The sequence below is a fragment of the Methylovirgula ligni genome (genome assembly GCF_004135935.1).
Classification (GTDB): Bacteria; Pseudomonadota; Alphaproteobacteria; order Rhizobiales; family Beijerinckiaceae; genus Methylovirgula; species Methylovirgula ligni.
Genome location: NZ_CP025086.1, coordinates 2508734 through 2535054 on the forward strand (window position 1 = coordinate 2508734; position 26321 = coordinate 2535054).

The 26321-nt window shown below is 58.2% G+C and carries 29 protein-coding genes and 1 pseudogene; 11 read left to right on the forward strand and 19 right to left on the reverse strand.

Annotation, left to right across the window (positions count from 1 at the left end):
• Positions 1-247 precede the first annotated feature (247 nt).
• On the reverse strand, positions 248-1789 hold the full coding sequence (locus CWB41_RS12040) for a tetratricopeptide repeat protein (RefSeq protein ID WP_165204311.1): 1542 nt from the start codon (positions 1787-1789) through the stop codon (positions 248-250).
• Between the two features lie 655 nt (positions 1790-2444).
• Between CWB41_RS12040 and CWB41_RS12045 the strand changes: the two genes are divergently transcribed.
• Together CWB41_RS12045 and CWB41_RS12050 are read left to right on the forward strand one after the other, a co-directional pair.
• The gene (locus tag CWB41_RS12045; RefSeq protein WP_129396478.1) at positions 2445-2885 is read left to right on the forward strand and encodes a hypothetical protein; all 441 of its coding nucleotides are present in this window, start codon (positions 2445-2447) and stop codon (positions 2883-2885) included.
• A 148-nt stretch (positions 2886-3033) separates the two neighbouring features.
• Positions 3034-3828: a bestrophin-like domain gene (locus tag CWB41_RS12050; protein WP_115836500.1), complete on the forward strand. Its 795-nt coding sequence runs from the start codon at positions 3034-3036 to the stop codon at positions 3826-3828.
• Positions 3829-3863: 35 nt separating this feature from the next.
• Here CWB41_RS12050 and CWB41_RS16205 read toward each other — a convergent pair whose 3' ends face one another.
• The 12 genes from CWB41_RS16205 to CWB41_RS12105 all read right to left on the reverse strand — a co-directional run bounded on the left by CWB41_RS16205 (position 3864) and on the right by CWB41_RS12105 (position 14501).
• Positions 3864-4025, reverse strand: coding sequence for a hypothetical protein (locus tag CWB41_RS16205; RefSeq protein ID WP_165204314.1), 162 nt, complete (start codon positions 4023-4025; stop codon positions 3864-3866).
• A gap of 264 nt (positions 4026-4289) precedes the next feature.
• Positions 4290-4832, reverse strand: coding sequence for a DUF4142 domain-containing protein (locus CWB41_RS12055; RefSeq protein WP_115836499.1), 543 nt, complete (start codon positions 4830-4832; stop codon positions 4290-4292).
• A gap of 148 nt (positions 4833-4980) precedes the next feature.
• Complete coding sequence (locus tag CWB41_RS12060) at positions 4981-5892, reverse strand: SDR family oxidoreductase (protein ID WP_115836498.1); 912 nt, start codon at positions 5890-5892, stop codon at positions 4981-4983.
• 239 nt (positions 5893-6131) lie between these two features.
• Positions 6132-6944 (reverse strand): substrate-binding domain-containing protein, encoded by an 813-nt coding sequence (locus CWB41_RS12065; protein WP_245411263.1) that lies wholly within the window; start codon positions 6942-6944, stop codon positions 6132-6134.
• 23 nt (positions 6945-6967) lie between these two features.
• Positions 6968-7528 (reverse strand): c-type cytochrome, encoded by a 561-nt coding sequence (locus tag CWB41_RS12070; protein ID WP_115836496.1) that lies wholly within the window; start codon positions 7526-7528, stop codon positions 6968-6970.
• Positions 7503-9377, reverse strand: a complete 1875-nt coding sequence (locus CWB41_RS12075; RefSeq protein ID WP_115836495.1) for a methanol/ethanol family PQQ-dependent dehydrogenase — start codon at positions 9375-9377, stop codon at positions 7503-7505. Before CWB41_RS12075 ends, CWB41_RS12070 begins: the two co-directional genes overlap by 26 nt.
• Positions 9334-9699, reverse strand: a complete 366-nt coding sequence (locus CWB41_RS12080) for a c-type cytochrome (protein WP_115836494.1) — start codon at positions 9697-9699, stop codon at positions 9334-9336. The genes CWB41_RS12075 and CWB41_RS12080 overlap by 44 nt, the downstream gene beginning before the upstream one ends.
• Positions 9696-10061, reverse strand: a complete 366-nt coding sequence (locus CWB41_RS12085) for a hypothetical protein (RefSeq protein ID WP_129396479.1) — start codon at positions 10059-10061, stop codon at positions 9696-9698. The genes CWB41_RS12080 and CWB41_RS12085 overlap by 4 nt, the downstream gene beginning before the upstream one ends.
• A gap of 83 nt (positions 10062-10144) precedes the next feature.
• Positions 10145-10744, reverse strand: a complete 600-nt coding sequence (locus tag CWB41_RS12090; protein WP_115836492.1) for a cytochrome c oxidase subunit 3 — start codon at positions 10742-10744, stop codon at positions 10145-10147.
• Positions 10741-12696, reverse strand: a complete 1956-nt coding sequence (gene ctaD / locus CWB41_RS12095; RefSeq protein WP_115836491.1) for a cytochrome c oxidase subunit I — start codon at positions 12694-12696, stop codon at positions 10741-10743. Before ctaD ends, CWB41_RS12090 begins: the two co-directional genes overlap by 4 nt.
• Before the next feature lie 9 nt (positions 12697-12705).
• A complete protein-coding gene (gene coxB, locus CWB41_RS12100; RefSeq protein ID WP_115836490.1) occupies positions 12706-13662 on the reverse strand; it encodes a cytochrome c oxidase subunit II in 957 nt (318 codons plus the stop codon).
• Complete coding sequence (locus tag CWB41_RS12105; protein ID WP_115836489.1) at positions 13659-14501, reverse strand: cytochrome c oxidase assembly protein; 843 nt, start codon at positions 14499-14501, stop codon at positions 13659-13661. The genes coxB and CWB41_RS12105 overlap by 4 nt, the downstream gene beginning before the upstream one ends.
• 284 nt (positions 14502-14785) lie before the next feature.
• On the opposite strand from CWB41_RS12105, the pseudogene CWB41_RS16395 reads away from it, so the two are divergent.
• Positions 14786-15171, forward strand: a pseudogene (locus tag CWB41_RS16395) (ATP-binding cassette domain-containing protein); the annotation flags it as partial.
• A 112-nt stretch (positions 15172-15283) separates the two neighbouring features.
• Positions 15284-16384 carry an HlyD family type I secretion periplasmic adaptor subunit gene (locus tag CWB41_RS12115; RefSeq protein WP_245411262.1) on the forward strand — a complete coding sequence of 367 codons (1101 nt, stop codon included), beginning with the start codon at positions 15284-15286 and terminating at the stop codon, positions 16382-16384.
• Positions 16385-17217: 833 nt separating this feature from the next.
• Here CWB41_RS12115 and CWB41_RS12120 read toward each other — a convergent pair.
• The 4 genes from CWB41_RS12120 to CWB41_RS12135 all read right to left on the reverse strand — a co-directional run bounded on the left by CWB41_RS12120 (position 17218) and on the right by CWB41_RS12135 (position 19572).
• A complete protein-coding gene (locus CWB41_RS12120) occupies positions 17218-17793 on the reverse strand; it encodes a tyrosine-type recombinase/integrase (RefSeq protein ID WP_115836485.1) in 576 nt (191 codons plus the stop codon).
• A gap of 87 nt (positions 17794-17880) precedes the next feature.
• On the reverse strand, positions 17881-18228 hold the full coding sequence (locus CWB41_RS12125) for a DUF3768 domain-containing protein (protein WP_115836484.1): 348 nt from the start codon (positions 18226-18228) through the stop codon (positions 17881-17883).
• 73 nt (positions 18229-18301) lie between these two features.
• A complete protein-coding gene (locus CWB41_RS12130; protein ID WP_129396480.1) occupies positions 18302-18943 on the reverse strand; it encodes a hypothetical protein in 642 nt (213 codons plus the stop codon).
• 251 nt (positions 18944-19194) lie between these two features.
• On the reverse strand, positions 19195-19572 hold the full coding sequence (locus CWB41_RS12135) for a helix-turn-helix domain-containing protein (protein WP_115836482.1): 378 nt from the start codon (positions 19570-19572) through the stop codon (positions 19195-19197).
• Between the two features lie 381 nt (positions 19573-19953).
• Between CWB41_RS12135 and CWB41_RS16210 the strand changes: the two genes are divergently transcribed.
• Genes CWB41_RS16210 through CWB41_RS12145 form a run of 3 tightly spaced genes read left to right on the forward strand, consistent with a single transcriptional unit; the run spans position 19954 to position 21178 of the window.
• Complete coding sequence (locus CWB41_RS16210) at positions 19954-20109, forward strand: hypothetical protein (RefSeq protein WP_165204321.1); 156 nt, start codon at positions 19954-19956, stop codon at positions 20107-20109.
• 2 nt (positions 20110-20111) lie between these two features.
• The gene (locus CWB41_RS12140; RefSeq protein WP_115836481.1) at positions 20112-20381 is read left to right on the forward strand and encodes a hypothetical protein; all 270 of its coding nucleotides are present in this window, start codon (positions 20112-20114) and stop codon (positions 20379-20381) included.
• 11 nt (positions 20382-20392) lie between these two features.
• Complete coding sequence (locus CWB41_RS12145; RefSeq protein ID WP_115836480.1) at positions 20393-21178, forward strand: J domain-containing protein; 786 nt, start codon at positions 20393-20395, stop codon at positions 21176-21178.
• A gap of 197 nt (positions 21179-21375) precedes the next feature.
• Here CWB41_RS12145 and CWB41_RS12150 read toward each other — a convergent pair whose 3' ends face one another.
• The gene (locus CWB41_RS12150) at positions 21376-22233 is read right to left on the reverse strand and encodes a tetratricopeptide repeat protein (RefSeq protein ID WP_129396481.1); all 858 of its coding nucleotides are present in this window, start codon (positions 22231-22233) and stop codon (positions 21376-21378) included.
• A gap of 37 nt (positions 22234-22270) precedes the next feature.
• Positions 22271-22906, reverse strand: a complete 636-nt coding sequence (locus tag CWB41_RS12155; protein WP_115836478.1) for a cation efflux transmembrane domain-containing protein — start codon at positions 22904-22906, stop codon at positions 22271-22273.
• A gap of 65 nt (positions 22907-22971) precedes the next feature.
• Between CWB41_RS12155 and CWB41_RS12160 the strand changes: the two genes are divergently transcribed.
• From CWB41_RS12160 to CWB41_RS12175, 4 genes are all read left to right on the forward strand, one after another.
• Positions 22972-23388, forward strand: a complete 417-nt coding sequence (locus CWB41_RS12160; protein ID WP_115836477.1) for a MerR family transcriptional regulator — start codon at positions 22972-22974, stop codon at positions 23386-23388.
• Positions 23389-23659: 271 nt separating this feature from the next.
• The gene (locus CWB41_RS12165) at positions 23660-24574 is read left to right on the forward strand and encodes a metal ABC transporter solute-binding protein, Zn/Mn family (RefSeq protein WP_207206608.1); all 915 of its coding nucleotides are present in this window, start codon (positions 23660-23662) and stop codon (positions 24572-24574) included.
• Positions 24571-25404 carry a metal ABC transporter ATP-binding protein gene (locus tag CWB41_RS12170; RefSeq protein WP_207206609.1) on the forward strand — a complete coding sequence of 278 codons (834 nt, stop codon included), beginning with the start codon at positions 24571-24573 and terminating at the stop codon, positions 25402-25404. The genes CWB41_RS12165 and CWB41_RS12170 overlap by 4 nt, the downstream gene beginning before the upstream one ends.
• A gap of 5 nt (positions 25405-25409) precedes the next feature.
• Positions 25410-26315, forward strand: coding sequence for a metal ABC transporter permease (locus tag CWB41_RS12175; RefSeq protein WP_115837069.1), 906 nt, complete (start codon positions 25410-25412; stop codon positions 26313-26315).
• The last annotated feature ends 6 nt before the right edge of the window (positions 26316-26321 follow it).

A 26321-nucleotide genomic window follows, 5' to 3' on the forward strand; every position in this document is an offset into this window, starting at 1 on the left:
AGTGTTTGCAAATTAATGCACGGTCTGCCGCAGTTTGCTAGAGCGAGCTTCTCCGCAGCAAAGACAGTCAATGGCGCGTAATGTTCTCTCTAAAAAACAGCATCGCCGCACTCAAGGGCAATTCCCGCTATTAATGCGACATCGTCAGCGCGCTCGAAAGGTAGGGCCACATGGTATGTACGCCGATCAATAGCCTCTTCGACAGTACGACTATGCGGCTCTGAAAAACACCGCACAGCGACCTCAATTAATGACCCAATCTTGCCAGGGCCGATTTGGAAAACGCATCTCCTGCTTCAGCCCCTTTTTGATACCATTGCCGCGCCTGTTCCGCGTCCCTTGGAACGCCCATCCCATTTTCATAGAGATGGCCAAGAGCGCCCATCGCGGTTTCATTACCGGCATCCGCCGCCTTGCGATACCATTGCAGCGCCTGTGCCAAGTCTTTCGGAACGGTCAGCGCATTTTCATAAAAATAGCCAAGGCCGTCCATCGAGTTTGCGTCGCCGCCGGCGGCGCCCTTGCGATACCATTGCAGCGCCTGCCCGTTGTCTTCGGCCACTCCCCATCCGTAAAAATAGAAATCGCCAAGATGGCCCATCGCAAGAGCATTGCCGCCGTCGGCGCCTTTTTGGTACCATTGCAGCGCTTGTTGATTGTCCTTGGGAACGCCGAGCCCGTACTGGTATAAATAGCCTATAGCGTTCATCGCTCCCGCGTTGCCTAGTTCTGCGGCCTTGCGATACCACTGCAGGGCCTGCCCGTAATCGCGAGGAACGCTCCAGCCCTTCTCGTAGAAGACGCCGATATTGTTGATTGCTTTGACGTCGCCGGCGTCCGCCGCCCTGCGGAACCATTGCAATGCTTGGGCGTCGTCTTCCGCCACTCCCAGCCCATCTTTATAGAGGGCGCCGAGATGCTCCATCGCCTCCGCATCGCCGGCCTCCGCGGCCGCGCCACACGAGGCGATGGCGGCCGGATAATGGCTCACGTTCCAATCGGCCTCGCATTGCGAACCAACAGGATTTGGTTGTGAAGAAGAGAAATCCTGCGGCGGCGGATTTGGCGTGGTCTGAGGTTGCGCAGGCTGACCCTGCACCGACTGGCTCTTCACAAGCCGGTCCAACTCGTCGGCCGAGGAGACGTCGCCGCGCTGCGCCGCGTCGCGAAACCAATTCATCGCTTGTTGAAGATCTTGTTGAACGCCTAAACCATTCTCGTAAGCAACACCGAGATTGGCCATCGCCAGCACATTGCCGGCATCGGTGCCCATGTGAAACCACTGGAACGCCTGCGCATAGTCCTTGGGAACGCCCCAGCCATTATGATAAAGCCAGCCGATATTGTTCATCGCAGCCCCGTCCCCGGCGTCCGCGCCGTGGCGAAACAACTGCAGCGCCACTCGATAGTCTTGGGAAACTCCCAAGCCATTCTCGATCAGCCAACCGAGATTGTCCAAGGCTGCAATGTCTCCGGCGCGCGCGGCCTTGCTATACCATTCGGCCGCGCGGTGGTAATTCTGGGAAACGCCCGACCCTTTCTCGTAGAAGACACCAAGATCGTCCATCGCTTCCGCATTTCCCGCTTTGGCGGCGGCACGGCAAGTCACCGCCGCCGCCGCATAGTTTCCAGCGGTTGCCTCCAAGTGGCATTGCGAAGAGGCCGAGCCCGGTGAGGATTCGTCCTGCGCGAGCTCAATGAGCGCCGGCCGATCTCGCGGCCCGTTCCACGAAGTGTCGGTGTAGGATATCGAGGCGCCGCTCGCCGCTTCGGCAGCCGGCGTGAGCAACGCGATCGAAAGTATCCATCGAACCGTCAAGGACGAATTCTCCATTGGCGTACTCGCGTTTTCCGGCAAGTTTGGACGAGGTCAACATTGGATGATGTTTCTGGAAAAGGATATGCGCCCCCCGCCTTGCGGTAAATAGCAGGAACCGAGCGGCGGGTGTGCAGCCCTCGGACCGCGCCACTGCAATCAGCCTCGCGTTGCGGGACCGGTGGCGATCCTGAAACATGCCGCTTTCCCGTCGCGTGATGCGAGTTCGGCCAAGGCGGGGCGTTGCGCACGAGGCGATGGCTGGCGCTCGACCGCGTTTGGGCTGGTTTGGCATTGCGCGCCCGAATAGGCACGCTCGGCTCTCAGGGTTGGCCGAGACGTCATCTTGCTTGTTAACGGGATCGTGGACGCCGCTAGGCTGGAAGTGTAAGGTACATCGATGGGCTACCGCTCTCAAAACAACCTAGATGCCGCCGAGCGCGGGGCCTCGAAGCGGCTGCCCTGGCGCGCGCTATGACTGGCGCCTGGTTGTTGCCGGCCTTCTTGTCGTTGCGGACTTTGCTGCCGGGCTGGCGGCGAAGATAGGTTTTAGTGGAATTGGCTGAGCGCCTCCCTACATATAATGTCGAAGGGAAACGTCGTCCATTTTGGTTCAAGGAGAAAGAAAATGACGAGGCGGCTGCAATCTTCAATGCAGTGCATACTCTGCGTGCTGATCGGGTTGGGGTTCAGTACTGCAGTTGCCAATGCGCAGAGCGTCAAACCGGACACACCGCCAGATGCTGAGGCGGATTCCAACGCTGCGATGAAGCTAACAACTAACGATCCTCGCATTGGGAATGCGCTATCCGGTCACCACGGAACGTGGAAATGGGTCGTTCCTCCGGTGAAAATGGCAGGCGGCTTCGATGACCACGATCCCATCGGGGTTATATCGGGAAAGCTAATTCCGGCCGATTGTTCTCTGAACTGGACTGACCCAGACAGTCACAAACTGTACTGCTTCACCTCAGCGACCTCGCTGATTTACTTCATGGACGTGCCGCATACGTATTTGACGGCGGCTGAAAAGAAGTGGCAGTCATTGACTGGCAAGCCAGCAATATAGCGCAGACATTTGGAGCGAATACCGTACTCGTTCGGTATTCGCCGCCTACCGTACTTTACATGCTCGCCGGCCGTCGACGTCAGCTAAACCGTTGTTAAGGAGTGTCGGGTACACACCACAACGCCGATTTATCTCAAATGATCGACCGATGCTGCTTCTCACCCGCGAACCTCTTTGGCTTTTGGGCCTCTTGCTGGTCGGCTTGACGAGTCTCCTCGCTTGTTTTGGCCCGCGCCTTGTTCGGCGTTTCGTCGCGCTTGAGAAGTTGACGACGAACAATGAAGTCGCCGGCTTCAAGTTCGCAACGGTTGGCGTTCTTTATGCGGTGCTTCTTGCTTTCGCGATTATTCTCGTTTGGCAGAAATATTCGGACGCCGATGGAACGGTCGAGAAGGAGGCGGGCGCCGCCGCTGCGATGTATCATCTTTCGTCGGGCCTAGACGAACCCCAAGCTTCCGCGCTTCACACCGCTTTGACAGCATATCTCCAATCAGCGATTTCCAACGAGTGGCCGGCCATGGAATCCGGCAAGGAAAGCAAGATCACGCATCAGTCTCTCGATGGTCTCTACAAAGCCGTTCTCGCGACGGCGAAGTCACAGAGTGGGACGCCCCTGATCTCGGAAATATTTAGTCAGCTTGACGCCGTCACGCAGGCGCGGCGCGCCAGGATCCTCGCCGCCGAGGGGACGGTGCCGGGAATACTCTGGGTGGTTCTTTTCGTGGGAGCGGTGGTGACCATCAGCTTCACATTCTTCTTCGGAACGAGAAATTTGAGAGCGCAGATGCTCATGACCGCGCTGCTCTCTGTGCTCATCTTCTCAGAGCTTCTGATTATTGTGGTTTTAGATCGGCCATTTTCCGGAACGGTGAAAGTAGGGCCGGATGCAATCGCGGATGTGATAGCGGATCACGCTAAGGTAGGCGCGACCACATCTCCGTAGCTGCGAAAGCCATAGCTAACGCAAAGTGGCAGCCATCATTTCATCAGCGCAGGCGGGAGATACCAAGCAGCCGCAATTGCCATCGCAATAACGATAACCACGGCGGTGGTAGCGAAATCATCGACGGCGAGATCGTCCGGCAGGAAGTGTTCGCGCAAACGGTGCCACGACGAACTCTGATGCGAAATCGCGGACATGGCGGTTCCTCCGGCCCATACCGATCAACTAAACGTGAAGGTGCCGTAAATGGTTGCAGCCTTCAAGGGGCCAGCGGAAAATATTCGCGGTTGCGGCGCAACCTCGCGCCAGGGCTGACGCCAACCTCACCGGTCCAGTTTCTTTTCCGCAGTCTCCGACGCCCAATGTCCGCTTCCTTGCGTGCTTGAAACGTATCGGAAAGCCAATGCCATTAATCGGAAAGCGCGACCGCGAAGTTCCGTTGCTCACGGGCGTGTTAGCTCTCACTTATCCAACGCTTGAGCCATCTGGAGATGATGCTGCAAGGTCGGAAGCGTCTTCCGCGCCCAATCTTTCAGCTTTTGGTCCTTGCCGCCCTTTGCATAGCGCTTGAAAAGGTCGACGGCGTCCTCGTGTCCCTGCGCCTGATCATCGTGATATTGCTTTGTGAAATCGCCGCCGTTCAGCGACTTCAGCTTGTCCAGCATCGATTGATGTGGACTGTCCAGAGCCGTCGGCAGATTGGCTTTGGTTGCACCGCTCGCGACGAGCGCTTCGAGTTCGGCTGATGTTTTGCCGTGATCCGCGATCATGGTCTGGGCGAAGTCCTTGGTGCCTTGATCGCCTGCCTTTTGCAGGGCGAGGCGGCTCGACTGGATTTCGAACATATCGCTGACGGCAGCCTCGGTGACGAAATCTTGCGTCGAGGGGCTGACGCCGATGAGCGAATTGACTCCCGTCTTTTCAGTCAAGGATTCGGCTACGGCAGGGAGCGTTAAGGCCGGAACAAATAAGGCAAAGCAAATGGCGGCGGCGGTCGTTCGCATGAGAGGCTCCTCGCGTTAGGAGGACCGTGAACCTCGCTCTCATGAGAAAGTTCCGGTTTGGGATCGCGGCGTTTGCGGGCGATGTCTGCTTGCGCGTGAAACTTGAGTGATAGCACGTGTCCCAGGGGGAAATCCGACCAAGACCATATTAGGGTTGGCCGCTTCCGCCCGCCGCGCCGTAGACTTGTCCTGTCGCGAAGCTGGCATCCTCGGCCGCGAGCTGCACGTAGATCGAAGCTAATTCTGCAGGCTGCCCGGCGCGGCCGAGCGGCGTTTTGGCGCCAAACTGCTGAAGACGATCCATCGTTGTGCCGCCCGATACCTGCAACGGGGTCCAGATAGGGCCTGGGGCGACACCGTTGACGCGAATGCCCTTCGGCCCAAGCTGCTTTGCTAGCGACTTCACATAATTCATTGTTGCTGCCTTGGTCTGAGCATAGTCGTAAAGCTGGGGGGAGGGATCATAGGCCTGTTCCGATGTCGTCGCGATGATCGCGGCGCCCGGTGGCAAGTGGGGCAGCACAGCCTTGATGAGCCAGAAAGGTGCATAGATATTCGTCTTCATTGTCGCGTCGAAATCCTCCGACGAAAGGTCGAGGATCGATTCGCGGGCCTGCTGACGACCAGCGTTGCTGACAAGTATGTCTAGACCGCCAAGTTCACGCACCGCGTCTTCGACCAGCTTCCTGCAGAACGATTCATCACGTAAATCGCCAGGGAGAGCTACGCCTTTCCGTCCGGCCTGCTTGATGAGCTTTATGACGTCCTCTGCGTCTTTCTCCTCGTCTGGAAAATAATTAATTGCGACGTCCGCCCCCTCGCGGGCATAGGCAATTGCCGCTGCGCGGCCCATGCCGGAATCGCCGCCGGTGATAAGGGCCCTGCGGCCGAGCAAACGTCCCGAGCCGCAATAACTTGTCTCGCCATGATCTGGCGGCGGATTCATTTCGCAGGCGAGCCCCGGCCAAGTTTGCGTCTGTTTCCGATAAGGTGGCCTTGGATATTTGCTGGTTGGATTACGCTGGGCCTGTATCACGGCATTTTTTGAGTGTTCGTTCATGTCTGAGGTTCTCCGCGTTCGGACAAGGAACGCCGGCCCCCGGCATGGGTTGCAGGAACGGTCCTGGTTCGTCGCAGCGTGCAAGCCCCGCTCGCGTTGACCTCAAAGAGGGAATGGCCGTGGTTAGACGATAGTCGGCGGCAATAGGTGCGCTTTGCGCGGCTTAGAAAGGTCCTCGCTGACGCCTGACGCCCGTTGCTTCAGCGCCAGCGAGGCTCCCCGACTGACCGACGTGGCGCCTAGCGAAGCTCATTTACGGAGAAATGCTCGCCGACATCCGTTCGCGGAACGTGATAGGCGGCAAGGATAGCATCTATCTTCGGCCGCTCGCTTTCCAGAATGGCCTCTATCCTCTCTTTGAAGTCCGGCTCGTGGCGGCGCATGCCCATCGAAATATCGAATTGCATCGGCCATTGAGCGCCGTCGACTGCCGGCTCGACGAGTGCAAGCACCAACGGCTTCGGCTCCTTCCTCGCGAAATAGCCGGCGAGCGGCCCCCAGACAACCGCGACATCGACATCGCCGTCGGCGACCGCATCCATGATGGCGGCCGGCGGATTGGGCTTCTGATAATCGCCGTAGAGCATATAGCCCCGAATATTATCGATGATGCCTCGTCGCGCCAGCGCGTGTGCAGGCGGCGTGTTCATCGCGTCATTGCCGACCATCTGAACGCCGATCTTCAATTTGCGAAGCTGCGGATCGTCGTAGGATGTGATCTTCAAATTCCGGTCGGCGCGGGTGACGAAGACGTAGCTCGACCGATAATAGGGCCGTGACGTCGCCAGCATATCGACCGCCGAGGCCACTCCGGGCCAGAGATCGCACAGACCGGCCTTCAACGTATTGCGCACATAGCCGCGGCGCTGCGCCCACCACGTGTAGACCACTCTCTCGTTCATATCCTTGGCGACGAGAGTGACGATTTTGTTCTCGAAGCCTTCGCCTTTGTCGTTTGAGAAAGGCAGATTGTTGGGATCGGCGCAGACACGCAAATCCGTTGCCTGCGCCGCCGTTGTGGCGCCAAATATGAGGCCGAGAAAAATAAGCATGATGCGAAATCGCACGAAATCCCTCATGGCGATGGGGCGCCTTCCTGCGGGTTCGTCTCGAGCGAGGCCGGTCCCGGCGCCGCCGCGACGGGCTTGGTCGGAATGGGCACTTTTGCGGCATTCGTCTCCAGCGATTTCACATAAGCGGCAAGCTGCCAGATCGCCGAACTCGGCAAAATACGGCCCCATGTGGGCATGCCATTCGGGCGCCCCTGATAGATCGAGGCGTAGATCTGGTCGATTTGGCCGCCGTAGAGCCAGACGGAATCATCGAAGGCTGGGCCGATGCCGCCAGCGCCATGAAAATGGCAACCGGAGCAATTGTACCAATCGAACAATTTTGCACCGATGGCGATCGCCTGCGGATTATTTTCGTATTGGTTGTCGAGTGGATCGGGCGGCGGTGCCTTCTGGCCATTGGCAAAAAGCCCCGTCACCGGCACATCCAGCACGCTGCCTTGCGGGCGCGCCTGCGCGGCCGGCTGGTTGGGATCGGCCGTTGCACTCTGGCAGACGGCGATGGGCGCAGCGAACACCACCGCCGCAGCGGCCGCGCCTTTAAGATGGCGGCAAGGCAAAGACATAGAGCGTTCCTCCTGCTGCGGTTTTCAGCTTCAGGTCAGCCATTGCGCCGACAAAGCCCAGCGCGCCGGTCGGATCGCGCGGGTCAAGAGCGCCAGGGACAATAGCGCCGGACCAGCCCCCGACACCGGAGAGGATGGCGATATATTCGCGCCCGTCCGGTCCGCGATAAGCGATCGGTTGGCCGATGATCCCCGAGCCTGTCTTGAACTGCCACTTAAGCGCGCCGGTCTTCGCATCGACTGCTTTAAACCAGCCATCCATCGTTCCGTAGAAGACGAGATCCCCGGCGGTGGCGAGCGTGCCGCTCCAGGCCGGCAAGTCTTCCCTGATTTGCCAGACCGGCTTGCCGGTTTCGACGTTCCAGGCGCTGACCTCGCCGCGGAAGCCGCCAGGGCCCGGCTTCATCACCACATTGGCGCCGACGTAAGGCGTGCCGGCGATATAATTCGCCTGCACATTCTCCCAATCCATGCAGAGATTTTCATGCGGGATGTAGAGATAGCCGGTACGCGGCGAAAAGGAGGAGGGTTCCCAGTCCTTCGCCCCGGATGCGGTCGGGCAGATATCATGCACGATCGTGCCAAGTTTGGTGTTCTTGTCGGGATTGACCACCGGGCGCCCGGTTTTCTTGTCGATCGTTTTGATCGAATTCACATAGCCGTAGGGATGCGCCGAGACGATCTCGCCCGTGGTGCGATCGAGCATGTAGAGATACCCGTTGCGATCCGGGTGCATCAGCACTTTGCGAATTTTGCCGTCGATCGGCACATCGAGCAGAATGATCTCGTTGATGCCGTCGTAATCGTGCTCGTCGTGCGGGTTATATTGATAATACCATTTGGCCGCACCGGTATCCGGATCACGCGCGAAGATGCCGTCAGTCCAGAGATTGTCGCCGGGTCTTTGTTCGGCATTCCATGGGCCGGGATTAGCAGCTTCCTCGTAAAGCAGATTGAGGTCGGGATCGTAGGCCATCCAGCCCCAATTGGAGCCGCCGCCTATCTTCCAGGCTTCCGGCGGCCACGTGCTGACGCCGAGATCCTTGCCGCGATCCTGCGTATAGAACGGATGAAAATCCGGGCCGATCAGCACATCCTTGTCAGGGCCGGTATGGAAAGCTTTCCAGACGATTTTCCCCGTATTGGCATCGAGCGCCGTCGTCCAGCCGCGCACGCCGAATTCGCCGCCCGAGACTCCAACCAATACCTTGTCCTTCACCAGGAAGGGCGCCATGGTGATGCTCTCGCCCTTGCTGATATCGCCGAGCTGGGTGATCCAGACAGGTTTGCCCGTGTTCACGTCGAGCGCGATCGTGCGGCCATCGAGCGTATTGAAATAGAATTTGTTCTGCCAGAAGACGCCGCCGCGATTGACGGTGTCGCAACAGGCGACACCTTGCGAAGCCGCGATTGGCGGCGGTTCGTATTTCCACTTCATCGGCGCGCCAGGCTTGGTCAGATCGAGTGCATAGACCCAATTTGGCCACGGCGTGACGATGTACATTGTATTGTCCGCGACAATTGGCGCGGCTTCCTCGCCATGCGTCGTGCCAGTCGAGAAGGTGAACTCGACGCGCAGGTTTTTAGCGTTGTCGCCATTGATCTGGTTGAGGGCCGAGTAGCGCGTCGCCGCGTCGTTCTTGGCCGGCATTGTCCATTGGCCATCATCGGGGGGTGCGGCGGACGCCGGTGGCTTCGGCAGATCCGCCGCCGCCGGCGCCGGGCTCTGCGCGAAGGTTGCGCTCGAAAGGCTCAGCAAGACGGCGATGCCAAGGAGCGCCCTCGTACCGCTCAGGCGCGCGAGCTCAGCGCAGCGTATAGAGATAGGCTGTGATGTCTTTAGCCTCATCGTCCTTCAACTCCATATTCGGCATTGCGTTGCCCGGTACGATCGCTTGCGGGTTCTCGATCCACGCGCGCATATTGTCCGGGGTGTTCGGCAGAAAGCCCGCGATAATGGTACGCTCGGCCATGTGATCGAGCGGAGGCCCGACATGGCCATCGGCGCCGGAGATGCCCGGAATTTCGTGGCACGTTCCACAGCCGGACTTGACGATCAGCTGCGCGCCCTGTTGCACGTCACCGGAGGGGCCGGGCGCGGCGGCGCTTTGCCAGACATCGCAGCCGGCGAGACAAGGCAACGCCGCCAAGACTATGAGAAAGAACCTCATCCTGCGCATTCCGGCACCATGAAAAGCGCGAGCGTGTTGAAAAGAATGGCGACGAAGAAACCGAGGCCGGTCATCACGCCCCAAAGCGCCAGAAAGCGTGTGCGGCCCTCCCCGGCTTCGATCGCGTGGCCCGCATCGCCCTGATGCTCCGTCCGCGTCACCTGCCAGTGCCGATAGGAGAGCGTTGCGGCGGCGAGTGCGAGAACGGCCGCCAAAAGGTTGAGCAGCAGAATGACGGCCCAAGCGGAATGCCACGCGGGCACGTTCAGCGGTGTCGCGCCGGGATAACAGGTGTGAGACGCGAGGGCGAAATTAACGACGAACTGAAGTCCCCAAACGACCGGGCCCGTGAAAAGCCCCAAAAAAAGCATCGTGGCCGACACATTGTCGCGATGCGGAGCCGGGTGCGCGATCGTTGAAGGTGGATTGCCGTCCTGCATCGCGTTCACCTGAGGTATGGAGATATGTAGAACGTGACGAATACCGCGAGCCAGACCGCGGTCACAAAATGCCAGTAGGCGGCCATGATCACGGTCGGCGCATCGCGCCGCGCATCGACATAGCCGAGCAGTGACCACACTAGGACTGCCGCGACGCCCACGATGCCAAATCCAAGATGGAGCAGATCAAGGCCGGCGGCGGTGAAATAAATCGAACTGTAAAGACCACTCGTGAGCGAAAACGGCTTGCTTTGCCATTCGAAAAGCTCAAGCGCGATGAAGGCGAGGCCTAGCCCGATGCCGATGGCGAGGCCGAGCCGATGCTGCATCTCGATGCCCCGCTGGAGGCCTTGCTGCGCAAACCACAGCGCGCCGCTGCTGAGAAGCATGACGATCGTTGCCGGCAGCGCATAGGCAAAACTGGGATGCGGCTCGGGACTCCATGAGGCCGGAAGTTGCGCCGCATAGTAGAAATAGCTGAACAGCAGATAGCCGAAGAGCGCGCCTTCCGTCGCGATGACGCAGAGAATGCCGTACCAGCCCGAGGCGCGGTGATCGACGCTACCGACGGGCAGCGCTTGTTCGACGCTTGCCGTCTCGCTCATGACGCAGGCTCCTCCGAGGGAGGCTGCACGGTTTGGCCGAGCCCGCGCTCGGGCCAAAGCCAGATGAGGATCGCAGCGACCGTCACAAGGCAGCCGACGGCCGTCAACGGCCACAGACGCGACGGGATCAAAAGGCCCGCGAAGACCGCCGATATGCCGAGTGTGAGAACGAAGGGCGCCGGACTGTCGAAGGGCATTTTCAGGATGACATCCGGTTCGCTGTCGAGCGCGGTCGTGCCGATCGTTTCACGCGCGTGATCGAGGATGAGTCCCTCTTCGAGCGAGGACGTGCCATGGCCTTCCCCGAGACGCTGTTCCCACAGCGGATGCCGGCTCGCGACCGTCGGCAGGACAGCGAAATTATAGGGCGGCGGCGGCGACGGCACTGACCATTCGAGCGTCGGCGCATCCCATGGATTGGCTCCGGCCGCGCGGCCCTGACGCAGACTCACCAAGACATTGACGAAAGTCAGCAGCACGCCGATCGCCAAGACGAAGGCGCCGATGGTGGTGATCATGTTGAGCGTATCCCAGCCCATATGCGCCGGATAGGTGTAGACGCGGCGGGGCATCCCAAGCAGGCCGGTCAAGTGCATCGGCAGGAACGCCACGTTGAAGCCGATGAACATCGTCCAGAAGCTCGCCATGCCGAGCTTTTCGCCCAGCATCTTTCCGGTGAATTTCGGAAACCAGAAATAGAGGGCGCCCATCACCGGAAAGAGATTGATGCCGATCAGCACGTAATGAATATGCGCTACGACGAAATACGTGTCGGTCAGTTGCCAATCGACCGGAACGGACCCGGTCATGAAGCCGCTCACGCCACCGATGACGAACAGGACGATCATGCTCGCGAAGAACAGAAAGGCGGTGGTGATGACCGGCCGGCCAAGCCAGATCGTCAAGGTCCAGGCGAAAACCGCGACCGCACTCGGAATCGCAATGATGATCGAGACGCCGCTGAAGAACGAGAGCGCCAGCGTCGGGAGGCCCGTCGCGAACATATGATGCACCCAGACGCCGAAGCCGAGTGTCATCGTCGCGAGGGTCGAGAGCACGACCGCCGTATAGCCGACGAGCGGCCGGCGGCAAAAAACCGGCAGCGCGTCGGATACCATGCCCATTGCCGGCAAGACGATTGCGTAGACCCAGGGATGCGCGAAAATCCAGAAGAGATGCTGCCAAAGCAACGGCTGGCCCCCGGCGGCGACGTCAAAGAAATGCGTACCGAAATTGCGGTCGAGCCAAAGCATGAAGAAGGCGAGGCTGACGCTCGGCACGACGAGGATGTTGGCAGCCGAGGCCGTGAGCGTTCCCCAGATCATGATCGGCACGCGGTTGATCGACATGCCCGGCGCACGAAGCCGCAGAAAGGTGACGACGAAATTGATCGAGCCGACCGTTGTCGAAATGCCGAGAAAGATCATTCCCAGCGCGTAGAAGTCCATATTGAGGCCGGGATTGAACTCCTTGTTCGCGTAGGGAACGTAGTTGAACCAGCCGTCGTTCGGTCCGGCGCCCATCGCAAAGCCGGTGTACATAAAGATGCCGGCTGCAACATAGAGCCAATAGGATAGGGCATTGACGCGTGGAAACGCCATGTCGCGCGCGCCGAGCAGAAGCGGCCATAAATAATTGGAAAATCCCGACAGGATCGGCATGGCGTAGAGGAAGATCATCGTCATGCCATGCATCGAGAAGAGCTGGTCGTATTGCTCGGGCGTCAGCAGAGTCTCGTTCGGCCGCGCGAGCTGCGCGCGCATGATCAGCGCCTCGATGCCGCCGAGCACGAGGAACACGAAAGCCGTAACAATGTAGCGGATGCCGATCTCTTTATGATCGACGCTCGAGAACCAGCCGAGAATGCCGGACTCAGTTTCCCATATCGTCGCGAGCCTCTGACGATAGTCTGGCGAGGCCGTGCCCGTAACAGGAATACGTTCAAAGGTCATGGCACAGCCTCATTGCAGCGTGCGCAGATAGGTAGTGACGGCGGTGAGTTCCGGGCCTGACAAGTAGAGATCCGGCATGTTTGTTCCGGGTTTCTGCGCCTGTGGATCGGCGATCCATCCCGCGAGCGCGCCGGGTGTGTTCGGCAACGTGTCGGCGGCCAGGGTTTCGCGGCTCATGAGATGTGTGAGGTCCGGCGCGACCGATCCACCCGCCATGCTCCCACGCACCGTGTGACATTCACCGCAGCGCTGAACGAATATGTTCTGGTCGTTCACCAGAACCGGCGACGATGGTGTCGCGGCGGGTTTCAACTGCGCGTCCAGCCATCTCTGGAAGTCCGATGGCGGTTCGGCGATGACGAAGAAGGCCATATGAGCGTGCTGCTGGCCGCAATATTCGGTGCATTGGCCGCGATAGCGCCCAGGCTTGTCGGCCTCGAGCCAGGTGACATTGGTTTGGCCGGGGATCGTTTCGGTCTTGCCGGTCAGCGCCGGGACCCAGAACGAATGAATGACGTCCGCGCCGATCAACTGGATTCGAACGGGTCGGCCGACAGGAATATGGAACTCGTCCGCGGTCGTGAGGATTTTGCTCGGGTCGCCGTTGAGATAGCGCGCCTTCCACCACCATTGCTGTCCGGTGATCTCGATTGCGAGCGGCATGGCACCGCTGGGCGGCGCGTTGATCTTCGCCAGAACCTCCATCGTCCAGATGGCGGAAATGACGAGCACGATGGTCGAGACGCCGACCCCGAATCCAAGCCAGCCCAAGCCCTCGCCACTGCGCTGCACCGCGACGGCGCGGACCGTTGCGTCTCGCGGCGCGCGGCGGACGAGAACACCGAAAAAAACAAGCGCGGTCACGATGACGACGACCAAAATGGAGATGATCAGTAGCCCCCAGGTCAGCGCGGTGACAGGATAGGCTTTGGCGCCGAAGCCGCTGAGATAGGAGAGCGGCGTCACCGTGTACCGGCCCGCGCCGCCTGCGGCTCGATTGCGACCCGCACGATGTCATTCCAGAGAATGAGCGTGGAAATAACGAGAAAGACGATGCAGCCCGGCACCCACATAATGGCGCCGCCGAGTTGCTGATCCTGCAATGGCGTCAGGCCCCAGGCGGCTGTGGTCAAGAGGTGCGGCGCATAGAACGGCCGTGACGCGAAGGTGATCAGCGCACCGAGGAAGCCCATTTGAATGGATGAGACAATACCCGCGAAGACAACCGATACGGCGGACTCCGGCGGTGAATCCAACAGACTCGACCAAAGCCAGACGGCGGCGCCAAAGATCGTCAGGTGCATGGTCCAATAAGCAAATGTGCTCCGGAACGTTTCGGCATAAGGCGCCGGCGAATGCCAGAACCAGATCGATATCGCGAACAGGCCCGCGGCGCAGAGCGGTGCCGCGGCGGAGTTCGGCTGAAAAGAGCGGCGCCATAAGAGGCCGATCAGCGCCAGTGGACGCCCGGCGGCGACGAGCGGGGCCGCAATCAGGGCGAGGACCATGTGCTGACTGACGCGAGCCGAAAATAGCGACACGGAGAGCGGACAGAGTGGCGAAATCAGCGCCGCGGCTGTAATCGTCCAACCGAGGTAGAAGAGCGCTTGCCGCCATCGCGGAACAGATGGCCCGGCGCGGTCGGAGCCGACTGCTAGCGCATACGCAACCGCACAGATGATAAGAAAAGCGATGAGTGCGGGATCCAAATTCCACCGCGACCAGAGGCCGTCTGGAGTAGGGGGAAGCCCGCAATAAGGGGCGGACGCCGCAGAGTAAGCGCCAAGGATACCCTCAGTGGCCATGATTGACTCCCAACGCTCTGACCATGGACCAGCTTCCGGAACTCCAGACGAACTCCAGCGGGACCGGGAAGGTTTCGCTCTCTCACATGAAAAGTTTTCTCATTTTCGTGAGCGCGGCTGGCATGTCTCCGCAAAGCAAGAGCCCAGGCGAGGCCCCGGCTCTGGTTATTCTTCGCTTCAGCTTACGCCGCGCTGTTGATCTCGCTTTCAGTCCATGCCGTCAGCTTGTGATCTGTCTCGCGCCCTTCCTCAAAAGTTTCCTGCAAGATCGTCGCACATTCGGCGGCGCGGATGAGTTCATCAGTAAAATGCCGCTGGGCTACGATACGATGATAGAGGAGCGGGGGGCAATTTATCTGGGGGGCAGCGGCAGCGCATTGCGATTGCACGCGCCTTGGCGACGGACCCACCGATCCTGATCTTTGACGAAGCGACAAGCGCTCTCGATTATGAGAGCGAAAGGGTGATCCAAGCCAATATGCGCCAAATCGTCAGAAACCGCACCGTCATCATCATCGCTCGTCGTCTGGCGGCCGTATGTCACTGCACATTCCTTATAGGAATGGTCGACGGCAGAATTGTAGAAGCCGGAACGCATGATTCGTTGCTTCAAAGGAAGGGCCTTTATGCGCGGCTTTGGGCGCTTCAAAACGAGCAGAGCTTAGTCTGATGTCTGGCGAAACAAACGCGATCAGCGAGCGTCAGGCCAAGCCCCGCATCCGGATCAGGAATTCCTCCCCGCTGCCCTCGAAATTCTCGAAACGCCCGCTTCACCGATCAATATGGCGCTTATAACCGTCATCTGCAGCTTCGTGGTGGTCGCTCTCGGCTGGAGCTACTTTGGGCGCATCGATATCTTAGCTGTAGCGCCGGGAAAGATCCGCCCGTCCAGTCTTGTGAAAGTCATTCAGCCTCTGGAGACAGGTAAGGTCATCATTCTCGAGGCGAAAAACGGTATGCACGTCAAAGCTGGCTCGATCCTCGTCGAAGTAGAGCCGGCCGAAGCAATTGCTGATGAAGCTGACATGGCATCGGCTTACGAAAGCTACAAAGCCGAGGCATTACGACGGAACGCGGCCATCGGAGCAGCAAAATCAGCAGAACTCTCAAGCCCATCTGCAATTGTCTGGCCAGAGGATGTTTCGTCGTCGGTGCGCAGCCGCGAGCAGGAAGTGCTGAATGATGATTTAGCGCAACTCGCCGCGCAGCTGCGAAGCCTTGACGCGCAACTCGCGGAAAAGCAGGCAGAGAAAGTAGGACTTGAGGCAACAATTGAATCTCAGGCCGCGCTCGTTGCCACAATGCAAGAGCGCGTAAGCATGCGCCAAACCTTGCTGGATCGCGGCGCAGAGGCACGATCGTCGGTTATCGACGCGCTGGAGACAATGGAATACCACAGAACGAGTCTGATGACCTTGAAAGAGCAGCTTGCGGAGGCCGTCGCCAATATGCGTGTCCTCGTACTCGAGCGTCAGAAGACGATTAGCACGTTCATTTCTGACAACAGCCAGAGATATGCTCAAGCGGCGCAAGAAAGAGACGATTACGAACAAAAGCTCATCAAGACTCGCATCAGGCGGCAGCACATGATTCTCGCGAGCCCGGTCTCCGGTACTATAACGGCCTTGTCGATAACCACGTTGGGCCAAGTGATCACGACCGGTCAGGAGGTCATGCGTATTGTACCCGATGACTCTCATCTTGAAATCGAGTGCTACCTTCAGAACAGAGATATAGGGTTTGTCCATGCTGGGCAGATAGCACAGGTCAAAGTCGAGTCTTTTCCGTTTACACGTTATGGGACCATCAGCGCTCGTGTCACGAATGTTGCGAGCGATACGATCCAGAGCCTGAAGCCCAAGCCGGTGAAGGCGACCCAATAAAGGGAGAAAGCCTCTTTGACAGCACGGGTGCTGAACACACGCAAAATCTTGTCTTTCCTGTTACTTTGTCGCCAAGGCAACTTTATGTATCCGCGGACGAAGGGGATATCCCTCTGTCCTCGGGGATGTCCGTAACCGTCGAAATTAAAACTGGTAGTCGGCGTATTCTCGAATATGTGTTTTCTCCACTGGTCGAACTCGCATCCAATGCAATGAAGGAAAGGTGATCAAAAGAGGATGAGCAGCTATTTTCTTTGTCGGCGTCGGCATGACCGGGCCGGATGTACAGACAAACTAAAGCAGTTTCTCGCTTCTTATATTAGGCTCTTTGACGGATCAGCCTTCGATTGAGCTTTTCCGATTGAGCAAGAGCGAGCATCTCCATCGCTATCCGATCAAAGCGTGATTCTTTCTGTTACGATGAGGCATCGTGCGGGAACTTTCGACACTGAGTGCATTTGTATGAATGTGCACTCTACGCACTTCGATATCATCAGCACTATCAGCGCTGCGCCGCTGATCAGAATGTGAGGCACAGTTATTTGCCTAGCGCGGGCTCTCAGATTGGTCGCTTGAGAGTTTCGGATCGGAACAGACGCCGCGGTCATACTTTTCGATCTGCAGGTTTACGGGGCCAAAGTATACGCTGACGTCTCTGAGATCGCTCGGTTCGATGTGCCAAGTCACGCCAAGCAGCCAAAGATTCAAATCGAGTTCAAGGTGAAAGCGCCAATCTCGAATCGCAAATAGACGCATAAGAATGTCTCCTTCGTTGGGCAGCTCTCAAGGCGGCGCGAGCCATGTAGAATGCTTGATGATCAGTTCGCTCTCGTTCAGCTCAACGCTACGAGTCGGCGTTGCCCGTTTGTATGGCCATCGATATAGGCCTGCGTCACTTCAATCGACTTGTGGCCGGCAAGAAGCTGAACATCTCGTAAGCTGCAGCCAGTGCGATGCGCGTTGCGTGCGGCATTCGTGATGAACGTGCGGCGGCCAGAGTGGGACGAGCAGCCGCCGAACTCGAGCGCTTTGAACAGTGTGACGAACCAGTTGACGATACTGTTCGGCTGCATCGCGCCGCCGCGAGCCGAACGGATAACAGGGCCGATCGCGACGCGTCGGCCTTTCAGCTTGACGAGTGCACACTTCAAGTCGCTATGCATCGGAATGCGGCGGCCGCCGCGCTTTTTGGCAATTTCGTCTCTGACTTCGATAAAGCCGCTGAGCTGGCCGCGGGCATCGAGAACCATCGACCAGTCGAGACGGGCGATTTCGCAGGCGCGCAGGCCAGCTTTGACGGAAAGTAGAATGATGACGCGGTCACGGACGGTAAAATCCGTGCCGCCGACATAAGCCAGCATGCGGCGCAGCATGGCCGGCGTGATCGCCTTCGCTTGACGTCCCGGCATAGTGAATTCCTGTAGGATTGGTTGAACGGAAGAGGTCTGTTGGTCGATAGGGCCGGCGGGCAGGGCCCATCGAAGCTCATTCGGAGCTCAATATTCGTCGGCGCGCATGATCGTCATGACGCGCCGCGTGCAGCTCGGGTCGGCCGGATCGGGCGAACCGGCTTCCATCACGAGGTCGTAGTAATCGATCTTGAAGAAGAACTTGCTGCCTTCGAAATCGACGGCGCCGAAGTCGTGCTCGCCATAGGGATCATCGCCGGCCGTGAAAGCCTCAAAGCTTCGGATCAGAGCGAGCAGGGCGGAGCGCTGGCTGATGGTTAGAGACTCGACACCGGGCGTTATGAGGATCGCGCCGCCGACAAAGGTCGTTCTCAGCTGGTCGTTCAGGCGGCGGATTTCGGCAGTGGCGTTTTGATGAGAGTCGGTATTCGTCATGGCTGGGTTCCTTCGATTTGATAGGGCCAAGAATCGAAAGGGCGCCTCGTGGGCGCCCTTTCGAAGGATCCGGTCAGTTGTTGGCCGGAGGAAGGATTGCGATATGTCGTCGTGTTCGTAAGAGAAGGCCTTCGCGCGGGAAGTCGCGCCAGAGGAGCCGGATTTCTGGGCCTTCAAGGCTCATGATCTGCGCTTCATACCAGGCTTCCGGCTTGCCTTGACGATCGAGATCGGCCGCGAGCACGAGCATGCCGGGCTTGAGAGCTTCCCAGGCGTCCAGAACCGCTTCAGCCGGCGCAGCCTCACTGGCCGAACTGTCGCCGCCTTCAGGTGTGGCCTGGGTCATCTGAGTTGCCGCGGCCTCGGCTTCGATAGTTTGCGCTGCCAAAATCAGCGTATCGAGTTCATGCGCGAGCGCTTCATCGATTTGTGCGAGTTGAAGACTTCCACTTTCGATAGATCCTTCCGTGAGGCGCGCCGCAAGCTCTTGTGCTTCGGCTGTCTCGATCGTCACGACGTGGAACTGTGCGTCGTTGGCCGCCGTCTTTGCCGCTTTGACGCCTCTGCTTGTGAACCAGGCGGCATACCGGACCGGAAAATCGAGATTGTTGGCGACAATGAGCGCTGGCGTATTGGACTGACGTGAGGCTGTTTTTCGTCGTTCAGACATAGAGAATCTCCATAGGCGGTGGCCCCGGCTCCGCGGATTGGTCATAAGTATATTTGGAGAAGAGAGAGGCGATGCCGGAGTATTGATCGCGTTGCGGCGAATGAAATAAGCTGATTTAGCCGCGTTCATAATATATAACAAAATAAACTGACTGTCAAATAGACATTAATACATAACAATACAATATCTATTCAATCATTACAGTTAAATATACTTAATCTTTATTGCCTGTATTTCTCGACCCGCTGCCTCAGCCTAAGGAAAAATACGTGCGAAAACAGGGTCGATAAGGGCTTTCAGCGTTTCAATTGCGTCACGAAATCAACGAGCAACCTGATCTGCTTCTCGGCAGCTTCGGCCACTTCGGAGGGCTGGTTCTTTAATAGGGCTTCGATAGCCCGTAGATGCGTGCCACGGCGGTCCACATCAAATTCAAACAGTGTCGATATTTCCGTCTTCAGAGTAGCTGCGATTCTGCTCAGGGTTTCTAGAGACGCGAAGGTCTTGCCTCTCTCCATGCTCGAAACCGCGTCGACGCTCATTTCGATTTTCGAGGCAAAATCCTCCTGATTCCATCCTTGAGCATGCCGTAATGTTTTCAATCGCCGCCCAAAAGCCAGCTGGATTTGATCTTTAGTTCTGAGCCCGGTCGACCGTGAGCGAGAAGAGGTCATGTGCCCGACTTTGGCCGCCGCACAAAAAGTCTTCCATCGCGTCAAAATACGATATTTGCCATTTATTTGGCTTATTTAACGTATTATAACTACGACTGCATGCTATCTATGCAGCAACACGGCGACTCAGTTCGCTAAGTCGCGCGATGCGGGGGTGCGGCCTGTAAGGATTAGAAAGCTGGCAACCAAGAGGCATCTACGCAAAGTCGAGACGAAGACGGGGACATGACATGGCAATCATCAAGTTCAAGAAAATCCTCTCGCATACACGGGCATCATCTCGGAAAGTCACGAGCAAGAAGACCGGCTTAACCAAACGCGTCTCTGTCAAAGCGCACACCAACAGAATCAACCGAAAGCCGCGCAAGAAGTGAGGAAGAGATGCTCAGGCTCTTCCTCTTCGCGGGAGGCTTTTGGGTCGCGTTCGTCGGCTATGGCGTGATCGCCAAACACGAAAGCTTTCATCAAGCACTGACCGCGGCCAACACGATAGCGCTGTTGGTCTTGCTGGTTCCCTTCATCGCCACACGAGGCTGATCGTGTGGCGCGTTCCCTATCGAAATCAGTATGAAGGCTCGAACGATCCCTGGCCGAAGACCTTCTTCGGCTGGGTGGTTTGGCTTGTCTTCTACATGCCCGGCTCAATAGCGCTCTGGATCAACTACATGTACCCGCAGCGCGGCCAAGTCTGGATGAGCGGCCGACAGGCACAAAATAAGATTGTCACCGTCATCACCACACTCAGCATCTATTTTTCTATCGCGATGATAGTGTGGCTATTCGTGATGATGGGAATGAGCCACCACTGAAGTGCAATGACATGTCATATTATCCCATCTTGTTATTTGCGGCGTTTATCCATTTTGTAGTTCAATGCGCCTATAAACCCAAGAAGCTCTCCCAAGCCTACCTTTTTCGCGGCGAGAAACTCCAACAAATGGAGGAAATGCTTTCTGCTATCGCGCAGGCAAGAAGCGACATCGCCGAAATTAAGGAAGAGGGAGCCAAACTGGAATTGCGCGCCGACGGATTGTATGACGCACGAAGCCGTCTCGGGCGTCGGCTAAATAAGCAACTTGAAGAAGCCAACGAATTGCTTGAGCTCGCTCTCGGGGGCGAGCAAGAGATCAAGGAGTTTGCACAGAAGCGCTTGAATTCTTGGAACGCCAATCGAACGGGGCGAATGACATTCTTAGCCTCGCTTATTGGCTACCTCGTCATGTTGGTGATTGAGCCTACATACGCGGTGCTAGTATCGCTTCTGGCACTCGCGATAAGTTGGGTGGTGATGAGAGTGAAGGCGGAAGAACTGGGCAGCTACATGCCGACAATCACCAAGAAGGCATCTGATCGGACTGAGGATACATGCTCAAAGACGGAGGAGGACGAAGAGAAAAGCCCGACCTCTCATGATTGCTTCCAAATTCTCGGATTGCAACAAGGCGCGTCTCATGACGAGATTAAAGCCGCCTATCGAAATGCGATCAAGCAATACCACCCTGACTATGTGACTCGCCTCGGTCCCGAACTGAGAGAGCTTGCCGAGCGGAAAACCAAAGAACTAAATGCCGCCTATCAACAAGCGCTGACCGGCAACGGCGATTAGCACCCAACACCATGAAACTCACCCCTGGTCAGCAACTCTCCTAAAGGTATCCTGGAGCCAAAGGCGGCTTTAGGCCTTCAATTTCCTTCGGCTCGAATAGTCTAATTTTAAGCTACAATGCCTTGTCGTAGAGGAACGTGATCCGTCGTAGCGAAGAGGGCAGATATTTGCCTCAGCGGTAACGAGGATCGTCAGGCTCAAATTGCCCCGAGCCGCTTCAACAATTCCCGCTCCTTTCGATAGGAATCGGGAATATTGCCGTATTTCAGGGAAGCCGTGCAGTCGGCCAGAGCTTCGCGCAATTTGTCCAATTGCATGAGGGCATAGCAGCGATTGTTATAGGCAACCGCAACATCGCTTTTGATCGTGAAGTTCGGGTCGTAAAGGTATTTGTATTCGTTCAAGATACTCAGCGCGCCGCGGTTGTCACCACGGCCAAAATAGATCATCGACATTTCAATGGCGGCAGAAGCACGGAAACTGTCTTCGGAGTTGGCCACCATCTCGAAATCCTTCAGCGCGGCTCCTTTGTCACCCGCGTCCTGATGGGCGCGGGCGCGCCAATACCGCGCCTTCAGGTTGGCCGGCTGGTCCTGTAGCGCCTCCGTACACTCCCGGATCGCGCTGCCAAAATCCTTGAGCTGATAATAGCCATAGCAGACGTAGTATTGGTCCGGCGTGCGACGGCGCAGGGCGATGGCGGCCTTTTCATAGGCCGCGAGATCGGCATATTGGTTCAGCCGCTCATAAACCTGCGCCGTCGCTTCATAGATATTCGCCAGCGCAACGTCTTTCTCTTCCTCGTTTGGAAAACGCGCTGAAGCGGAATCTGTCAGCGCTTCCTGATATTTTTTGAGCGCGTTGTCATAGAAGCCCTTCATATACCAGGATTGCCCGACAAGCGCGTCAATGACGTAATTGATGTTGTGCGGCTTGTCCTCGCTCAGCTGGGTGTCGCTGTGCATGGCGTCGGCGGCGGCTTGCAGCATTATTGCCGAAAAGAGATCGGCGCCGTTCGTCCACAGCATCTGCTCGAGCATTTCTTGGATGAACACGCCAAACTGATATTTGTCCGTGTGATCAAGGGTAGCATCATGTGTCATCATGGGCAGTTGTCAGAAGTTCTGATCGCGCTTGCCGCACGATCTGCCATCCGCCTCTGACGCCAAGCGTAGCCATTATCGTGGCGACGATCAGGTCTGGCCATGCAGCTCCACTGCCGAAGACGCCGGCTGCCGCTGCAAGCACGGCAAGATTGCCGATCGCATCATTGCGCGAACAAATCCACACCGAGCGCATGTTCGCTTCGCTGGCGCGGAAGCGATAGAGCATCAGCGCGATACCGCCATTGGCGAGAAGCGCCAAGACGCCGACCACGCCCATCGTCTCGGCCTTGGGCAAGGTACCGGCATAGGCATGCCATGCCGTCGAAAGGAGTACAGCGGCGCCTAGAAGGCCAAGCGACCAACCTTTCACCAGCGCGGCCCATGCGCGCCAGCTCACCGCCATGCCGGCGACGCCGAGGCTAATCGTATAATTGGCGGCGTCGCCCAGGAAGTCGATCGCATCCGCCTGAAGAGACGCTGAAACTGCTGCGATACCGAGGGCGATCTCGGCCAGGAACATGGCAGTGTTGACGGCCAGCGCGATCCAAAGGGCCCGGCGCCATTGCCGGCTATTGGGCAGCGTCTCGGAATGGCAATGATCGTCGTGGCAGCACCCAGCCATGCGTGACCTCGTAGAATGCGGTACGCACCCCATATGCACCCTGTAGTCACTACAGGGTCAAGGGCATGGCACGGCTGACAATCGGCAATCTTGCGAAGCGGACGACGACGAAGGTGGAGACCATCCGGTACTACGAGCGGATCGGCCTTTTACCCATTCCGGGACGTACCGAAGGCAACTACCGTTCCTACGCTGAAGCGCACCTTAGCCGCCTCAGCTTCATTCGACGCGCTCGTGATCTGGGCTTTTCCCTAGATCAGGTGCGCGAGTTGCTGGGCCTGGCGGACAAACGGGATCGTTCCTGCGAGGCCGTGGACCTCATCGCGCGGCAACATCTGGTGGAGGTCGAACGAAAGATCGCGGATCTGGCCTCGCTTCGGGACGAACTCACCGATCTTATCGGCCGGTGTCGTCGCGGCACGATCGCCGAATGCCGCATTATCGAAACCCTGGCGCCAGCCTCTGCGCAGGGCACAGCCTGAGACGGTGGCGCATGCCTTTCCGGCGCTATGCGTCGCCCCGTCGCTCATACAAATTTTCTGGCAGCGATGTCGCCTCAAGCTGAATTATCTGCTGGACAATGATATATTATATCATTACGTCTCTCTTTCGCTGAGGGACTGTCGGCCCAGTGAACAGACGCGTCTGTCGTCCGTGCCTGCGCTACCCATTGCTATGCGCAGCCCACGTGGTGAAGGCGAGCATCAGGCGAGCAGCATTAGTTTTTGGCTGCAACTTTCGGGTGGGAAACACGTGAGGAAGCTCTCTATTTCGGTGGTTTTTGCGGCAATGCTTACCGCCGGGCCTGTCACAACTGCCTTTGCCGCATCATCGGTGCCGATCAATGCAATCGGTGTCGAAAACGAATACGCTGATGTGATTTCGCAAGTCGGCGGACAATACGTACGCGTTCAGGCCGTCGAGACGGATCCGAATACTGACCCGCACACCTTCGAGGCCAGTCCGAAGGTCGCAAGGGAGATCGCCGCAGCTCAACTGATCGTCGAAAACGGCGTGGGTTATGATGCGTGGGCAGACAAGATCATGTCTGCTTCGGCCAGGCCCAATCGCAAGGTGATCAACGTCCAGACTTTGCTGGGATTGCCAGACAACACGGCGAACCCGCATCTCTGGTATGACCCGAAGACGATGCCGGCTGTCGCCAAGGCGATCGCCGCCGATCTCGCCGCATTGCAGCCAGCGCAGGCAGCCTATTTCCACGCCAATGCAGATAAATTTATCGCGTCGCTCGAACCCTGGAACGCGGCAATCGCCGCCTTCAAGGTGAAATACGGCCAGACCCCGATTGCCGTCACTGAACCGGTTGCCGATTACATGCTGGAAGCCATGGGTTTTAACATATTGACGCCCTTCAGCCTACAAAAAGCAATCATGGATGGCACTGACCCGGCTCCGCAGGACGTCACGACCCAGAACGACCTATTTGCTACCAACAGAGTGAAGGTTTTCGCCTACAACCAGCAGGTGACGGATACCTTGACCAAATCCTTCTTGGATGAATCGCGGAAGGCGGGTATTCCGGTGGTCGGCGTCTACGAAACCATGCCGACACCGGGCTACACTTATCAATCGTGGATGCTGGCTGAGGTCGCTGCACTTGAGAAAGCGCTCACGAACAAGGTGTCGACCGAGACGCTGCAAAAGTGACGCTGAGCGCCGTGCTGGCAAGGGGCGAAGTTCTCGCGGTCCGTCAGGCGAGCGTCTCGCTCTCTGGCTGCTGCATCCTCAAGAATATCGACTTCACACTGGAGGCGGGCGAGCTCTGCGGCCTGATCGGCGCAAACGGGTCGGGGAAAACGACGTTGCTGCGCACCATTCTCGGCTTCCTCGCACCCCAAAGCGGCAACATCAGCATTGAAGGCGGAGGACGAACCTCGGTCGGCTACGTACCGCAAAAATTCATGCTCGATCCTTTCATGCCGATGTGCGCGCGAGATCTCGTGGCGCTCGGTCTCGATGGTAACAGGTGGGGCATACCGTTGCCGTCGAAGGAGCGCCGTCAGAAGGTCGACGAGATGCTCGAAGCATTGGAGGCGACGCCATTCGCCGATCAACGGATCGGCAGTCTTTCTGGAGGCCAGCAGCAGCGGATCCTGATCGCGCACGCCATGATCCGGCGCCCGCGCCTCCTGCTGCTCGACGAACCACTCGCCAATCTGGACATACGCAGCGTTGCCGGTATCGTTGCCCTACTGCGCCGCATGTCGCGGGAGTTCCAGACCGCGGTGCTGCTGTCGGCACATGATATGAACCCGCTGCTGTCGGCAATGGACCGTATCGTTTATCTCGCCAATGGTCGGGCGGCGAGCGGCAGCACCGGCGCCGTCGTGCGGACCGAGGTGCTGAGCCAACTCTACGGTTATCATATTGACGTCATCCGCGTTCATGGCCGTGTCATCGTGGTCGCGGCTGACGCCGAAGATGACGCTCAGGCCGCGATCGCGCGTGAGCCGGTTCACGTGGCTCAGGTTCCGTGACCTTTATGCCGACATTGTTCTCCATCATAGTCGAGCCGGGGTTCTTCACCAGCGAGCCGGTGCGCACGGCGGCGGTGATCGGCGCCGCCGCCGCAATTGTCTCCGGGGTGGTCGGCGTATTCACCGTGATTCGCGGACAGTCCTTCGCCGGTCATTCCTTGGCGGATGTCAGCAGTGCTGGTGGTTCCGCCGCGTTCCTGTTCGGGATTAACCCGCTCCTTGGTTTCCTCGGCATGGGTGTCCTCGCGGCGATGAGCATGGAACTTGTGCGCGCAGATCACGCGAGCGAGCGTGACCTGGTAACGGGTGTCGTCACCGGCGCGGGGCTCGGCGTTGCCGCGCTATTCCTTTATCTGGATATGACGACCAGCAGCACCACGGGGGCCGCGGTCACCATCATGTTCGGATCGATGTTCGCCATTCCGGCTTCGATCGTCCCGCTTGCCCTGACGGTAGGGATCAGTGCCCTTCTCGCGGTCGGTCTGCTCTATCGGCCGTTGCTGCTGTCCTCGCTCGATCCGGACCTTGCGGCAGTGCGCGGCGTGCCCGTGCGTCTCATAGGACTATTGCATCTCATCGTCGTGGCGATGGCCGTTGCACTCTCGGCCATAACAGTAGGCGCCATCTTGTCCACGGGGCTGCTCATCGGTCCTGCGGCGATTGCGCTGCACCTCGCCAAGCGGCCTGGACTGGCGATCCTGTTGGCTGCTGCAATCGGCATCGCCGCCACCTGGGGTGGAATCCTCATCGCCTACGACAGCTACGAATGGACCGGCGGGCACGGCTGGCCCGTCAGCTTCTGCATCGTGGCTCTCATCTTCCTGGCATATGTCGTTGTTGCGCAAACAGGGCTTCGCCACTGGCGCCTGCTACCACGCGTGGTCTCGGCCCGCACACAGCGCGCAGGGTGAGGCTGG

What these genes read in the sequence shown, in the direction of transcription:
- CWB41_RS12075 (WP_115836495.1), bottom strand. Translation starts at nt 9,377, where the DNA reads ATGAGGCTAAAGACATCACAGCCTATCTCTATACGCTGCGCTGAGCTC.
- CWB41_RS12080 (WP_115836494.1), bottom strand. Translation starts at nt 9,699, where the DNA reads ATGAGGTTCTTTCTCATAGTCTTGGCGGCGTTGCCTTGTCTCGCCGGC.
- CWB41_RS12120 (WP_115836485.1), bottom strand. Translation starts at nt 17,793, where the DNA reads ATGCCGGGACGTCAAGCGAAGGCGATCACGCCGGCCATGCTGCGCCGC.
- CWB41_RS12145 (WP_115836480.1), top strand. Translation starts at nt 20,393, where the DNA reads ATGTCATATTATCCCATCTTGTTATTTGCGGCGTTTATCCATTTTGTA.
- CWB41_RS12125 (WP_115836484.1), bottom strand. Translation starts at nt 18,228, where the DNA reads ATGACGAATACCGACTCTCATCAAAACGCCACTGCCGAAATCCGCCGC.
- CWB41_RS12155 (WP_115836478.1), bottom strand. Translation starts at nt 22,906, where the DNA reads ATGGCTGGGTGCTGCCACGACGATCATTGCCATTCCGAGACGCTGCCC.
- CWB41_RS12160 (WP_115836477.1), top strand. Translation starts at nt 22,972, where the DNA reads ATGGCACGGCTGACAATCGGCAATCTTGCGAAGCGGACGACGACGAAG.
- CWB41_RS12050 (WP_115836500.1), top strand. Translation starts at nt 3,034, where the DNA reads ATGCTGCTTCTCACCCGCGAACCTCTTTGGCTTTTGGGCCTCTTGCTG.
- CWB41_RS12045 (WP_129396478.1), top strand. Translation starts at nt 2,445, where the DNA reads ATGACGAGGCGGCTGCAATCTTCAATGCAGTGCATACTCTGCGTGCTG.
- CWB41_RS12065 (WP_245411263.1), bottom strand. Translation starts at nt 6,944, where the DNA reads ATGCTTATTTTTCTCGGCCTCATATTTGGCGCCACAACGGCGGCGCAG.
- CWB41_RS12070 (WP_115836496.1), bottom strand. Translation starts at nt 7,528, where the DNA reads ATGTCTTTGCCTTGCCGCCATCTTAAAGGCGCGGCCGCTGCGGCGGTG.
- CWB41_RS12175 (WP_115837069.1), top strand. Translation starts at nt 25,410, where the DNA reads ATGCCGACATTGTTCTCCATCATAGTCGAGCCGGGGTTCTTCACCAGC.
- CWB41_RS12130 (WP_129396480.1), bottom strand. Translation starts at nt 18,943, where the DNA reads ATGACCAATCCGCGGAGCCGGGGCCACCGCCTATGGAGATTCTCTATG.
- CWB41_RS16210 (WP_165204321.1), top strand. Translation starts at nt 19,954, where the DNA reads ATGCTCAGGCTCTTCCTCTTCGCGGGAGGCTTTTGGGTCGCGTTCGTC.
- CWB41_RS12060 (WP_115836498.1), bottom strand. Translation starts at nt 5,892, where the DNA reads ATGAACGAACACTCAAAAAATGCCGTGATACAGGCCCAGCGTAATCCA.
- CWB41_RS12055 (WP_115836499.1), bottom strand. Translation starts at nt 4,832, where the DNA reads ATGCGAACGACCGCCGCCGCCATTTGCTTTGCCTTATTTGTTCCGGCC.
- ctaD (WP_115836491.1), bottom strand. Translation starts at nt 12,696, where the DNA reads ATGACCTTTGAACGTATTCCTGTTACGGGCACGGCCTCGCCAGACTAT.
- CWB41_RS12090 (WP_115836492.1), bottom strand. Translation starts at nt 10,744, where the DNA reads ATGAGCGAGACGGCAAGCGTCGAACAAGCGCTGCCCGTCGGTAGCGTC.
- CWB41_RS16205 (WP_165204314.1), bottom strand. Translation starts at nt 4,025, where the DNA reads ATGTCCGCGATTTCGCATCAGAGTTCGTCGTGGCACCGTTTGCGCGAA.
- CWB41_RS12105 (WP_115836489.1), bottom strand. Translation starts at nt 14,501, where the DNA reads ATGGCCACTGAGGGTATCCTTGGCGCTTACTCTGCGGCGTCCGCCCCT.
- CWB41_RS12115 (WP_245411262.1), top strand. Translation starts at nt 15,284, where the DNA reads ATGGCGCTTATAACCGTCATCTGCAGCTTCGTGGTGGTCGCTCTCGGC.
- CWB41_RS12135 (WP_115836482.1), bottom strand. Translation starts at nt 19,572, where the DNA reads ATGACCTCTTCTCGCTCACGGTCGACCGGGCTCAGAACTAAAGATCAA.